4 protein-coding genes are annotated in these 3,494 nt (G+C 37.2%); 1 reads left to right on the top strand and 3 read right to left on the bottom strand.

Translation table 11 applies throughout. From position 1 onward, the window contains the following. Window positions 1-1,235, bottom strand: a 1,235-nt coding sequence (locus tag WBG45_RS00630) for an alanine/glycine:cation symporter family protein (RefSeq protein WP_424411867.1), incomplete at its 3' end; no start/stop codon positions are given. Between the two features lie 228 nt (window positions 1,236-1,463). Next, window positions 1,464-2,264, bottom strand: a complete 801-nt coding sequence (locus WBG45_RS00625) for an alpha/beta fold hydrolase (RefSeq protein WP_424411866.1) — start codon at window positions 2,262-2,264, stop codon at window positions 1,464-1,466. A gap of 209 nt (window positions 2,265-2,473) precedes the next feature. On the opposite strand from WBG45_RS00625, the gene WBG45_RS00620 reads away from it, so the two are divergent. Next, window positions 2,474-3,001: a gamma carbonic anhydrase family protein gene (locus WBG45_RS00620; RefSeq protein ID WP_424411865.1), complete on the top strand. Its 528-nt coding sequence runs from the start codon at window positions 2,474-2,476 to the stop codon at window positions 2,999-3,001. Between the two features lie 218 nt (window positions 3,002-3,219). On the opposite strand, the gene WBG45_RS00615 is transcribed toward WBG45_RS00620, so the two are convergent. Beyond that, window positions 3,220-3,494, bottom strand: a 275-nt coding sequence (locus WBG45_RS00615) for a methionine adenosyltransferase domain-containing protein (protein ID WP_424411864.1), incomplete at its 5' end; no start/stop codon positions are given.

The following is a 3,494-nucleotide window of genomic DNA, read 5'->3' as shown; positions in this document are numbered from 1 at the left end:
ATCGTTCCTAAGAACGCTGTGATTAAGATAACGATTTTAAGTACAAATATTCCGACTTTTTCAGCATTGCCTTTTAGTAAATACGCAACATTTGTTTCAGCCATGTAGTAGTAAGCCATGATAGTTGTGAAAGCGAAGAAGAATAGCGCTATCGCTACAAATCCTGCTCCGATACCTACCCCTGGCATTGCCATATCAATAGCAGCTTGTGTATAACCTGGGCCAGCATCTACTCCAGGAAGATTTTCAACAACAAATTCTCCATCACCCGAGTCTAATTGTACATTGTACATCCCGGTAAACAGAATCATAAAAGCAGTAGCAGAACACACAAGTAGTGTATCAATATAAACTGAGAATGCTTGAACTAAGCCTTGTTTAACTGGGTGAGATACTTCTGCAGCAGCTGCTGCGTGAGGACCTGTACCTTGACCCGCTTCGTTTGAATAAATACCACGTTTTACACCCCAAGCAATGGCAGCACCAATCATCCCACCAAATGTTGAATCAAATCCAAACGCACTTGAGAAAATTAATTTAATAACGCCTGGCAATTCAGTAATGTTCATTCCGATAATGATTACAGCCATTAACATGTAAGCAATCGCCATAAAGGGTACTACGTATTGAGCAACAGTTGCAATACGTTTAACACCACCAAGAATGATAATCCCTAAAATTACAACGATAGCTGCTCCTGTGATCCATTTTTCAAGACCAAAAGCATTTTCCATACCGATTGCAATTGAATTCGATTGAATTCCTGGCATTAGGATAGACATTGCCAAAAGTGCAGCTATTGCAAACACGATGGCATACCATTTCAAGCCAATGCCTTTTTCTATGTAATAAGCTGGGCCACCACGATATTGACCTTGATCTTTCACTTTGTATATCTGAGCTAATGTAGATTCAACAAATGCAGAAGATGCGCCGATGAAAGCAATCATCCACATCCAGAAAACAGCACCAGGGCCACCGAAAGCAATTGCTGTAGCAGTACCTGCGATGTTACCTGTTCCAACTCGACCAGATAACGCAATCGCTAATGCTTGGAATGAAGATACACCAGCATCCGATTTTTCACCTTTAAATATTTGTGCAACCATATCCTTAAATAACCTAACTTGTACAAAACGCGTAAGAATAGAAAATAACAGTCCGACAGCTAAACACCCATAAATCATCCAAGGACCCCATAAAAAGTCGTTAAGATGTCCAATAAACTCTTCCATTCTATTTCCCCCTTTATGTAGTTCACTATTTTGTCACACAATTCACTATATTACATAAAGTCTATGTGTACAAGTACAGTTAAAGAAATAAACTTCTTGATTTTTTAGAATTTTTTGTGTAGAAAAGAAAGAGATTTTCTAAATATATATGCAACTTTTAACAAAAAAATACAAGAATTCCTCATTTATATAGTTATTATTGCAAAAAAAAACACTCGAAAAGAGTGCTTAAACAATGTAACCTATTGAACGCAAAACATTGTTCATAAATGATTCGGTATATAAAAACACATCTTCTTGTTCTGGTTCATGAAATAAGTCATGAAAACAATTTCCCCACTCTTTAAATTGTAATTCTGAAAGTTGCTGTCTTTGCAACCAGTTCTTAGCGTAGGTTTGATCAGTTACTTTGTCTTGCTCAGCTGTCATCATTAATATAGGTATATTTTGGATGCTTTCCTGTCTTGAAGTTGTTGCTTTGATTAATTGTTGCAGCTCATGATACCACTTTAATGTAATGGTTGTATTATAAAGGGAATCATCTTTATCTTGAGAATATACATCATAGTTTCTCGTCAGTTGCTTAATCGTCACATCATGTGTACTTTTAACATTCTCCGCTAACTTGCCCATGCTCGACAAAGCAGTTGATAATTTAGATGGATGAATTTTCAAATGTAACCAAGGAGACGTCAGTATAACAGCTGCACATTCAATTGATTTTACTTGTAATGATTGCATGACAAGCGTTGCGCCTAAGCCATGCCCCATAACAAAAACTGGTAAGTTATACGAGATAGACGCTTCAACTAATTGGTCTACAAAAGTCCCATATGATTGAAAATCTTCATTGTGAGCCACTTTATTTTGAGCCTGTTCTCCATGCCCTGGCAAGTCTCCCATTACAACATGAAAACCCGAACTTCTAAATTTTTCGATTAACCAAGCATATCTACGATGATGTTCATACGCGCTATGTATAATTGCGACGACTGCTTTAGCTTGACCATCCGCTTCCCATTTCCACATGAACAGCGCCCCTTTACTATTTCTTTTCTTCACAAATACTTGTTGTAATTTTAACACTTGATGTTGATATAAATAAATCATTGTCACTCAAAAGACTTGATATGGAAATATGGTTAGCCTTATTAATGACATAAATTATGCTCATCCTTATATGAATTCCTCTTTTTTTGTATAATGAAACCATACGCATTAAGAAATGAGGCAAAATAATGATTTACTCTTTTAATAATAAAACACCTTTGATTGATCCATCTGTATATATTGCTGATTATGTCACAATCAGTGGCGATGTGACAATCGGTCAAGAGTCTACTATTTGGTTTAACACAGTGATTCGTGGAGACGTTAACTCAACACGAATTGGTCGCAAAGTAAACATTCAAGATTTGTGTTGCTTACATCAAAGCCCTGCGGCTCCATTAATCTTAGAAGATGAAGTAACCATAGGACATCAAGTAACTTTACATAGCTGTACAATCCGCAAAGGAGCTCTTGTCGGAATGGGCTCAATTATTTTAGATGGCGCTGAAATCGGTGAAGGTGCATTTATTGGAGCTGGAAGCTTAGTACCTCCAGGTAAGGTCATTCCAGCGGGGATGCTTGCATTAGGAAGACCCGCGAAAGTTGTCCGCGAATTGAATGATGAAGACCGACTTGATATGAAGCGAATTGTAAAAGAATACGCTGAAAAAGGACAAATTTACAAAGAGATGCAACAGATTAGTATTGATAAATAGAAGAGAGCAGGCGTTTAATTGCCTGCTCTTTTTTGCATTTTAATTGTGTTCATTCTATTATAAATTGTGTTTATTCCCATTCAAATCGATTTATTCCCTTTCGCGTTGTATTTATTCCCATTCACACGCTGTTTATTCCCTCTCACTAGATGTTTATTCCATTCACGATTTTTCTCCATAAAAAAACTGTTCCAGAATTACCCGGAACAGTTTTTTTATTATTGGCCAGCTTTTTCTTTTAACATAGCCGCTCTGTCAGTTTTTTCCCAAGGTACATCTAAGTCTGTACGACCAAAGTGACCGTATGCTGCAGTCTGTTTGTAAATCGGACGACGAAGATCTAACATTTTGATGATTCCTGCAGGTCGAAGGTCAAATGACTCGCGAACTACTTCTACAAGTTTTGATTCTTCTACTGTGCCTGTACCAAATGTATCGATTGCAATTGATACTGGTTGAGCAACACCGATTGCGTAAGCAAGTTGAACTTCAC

The sequence above is a fragment of the Paenisporosarcina sp. genome (genome assembly GCF_049671445.1).
Classification (GTDB): Bacteria; Bacillota; Bacilli; order Bacillales_A; family Planococcaceae; genus Paenisporosarcina.
This window is presented reverse-complemented; position numbering and strand designations above follow the sequence as displayed.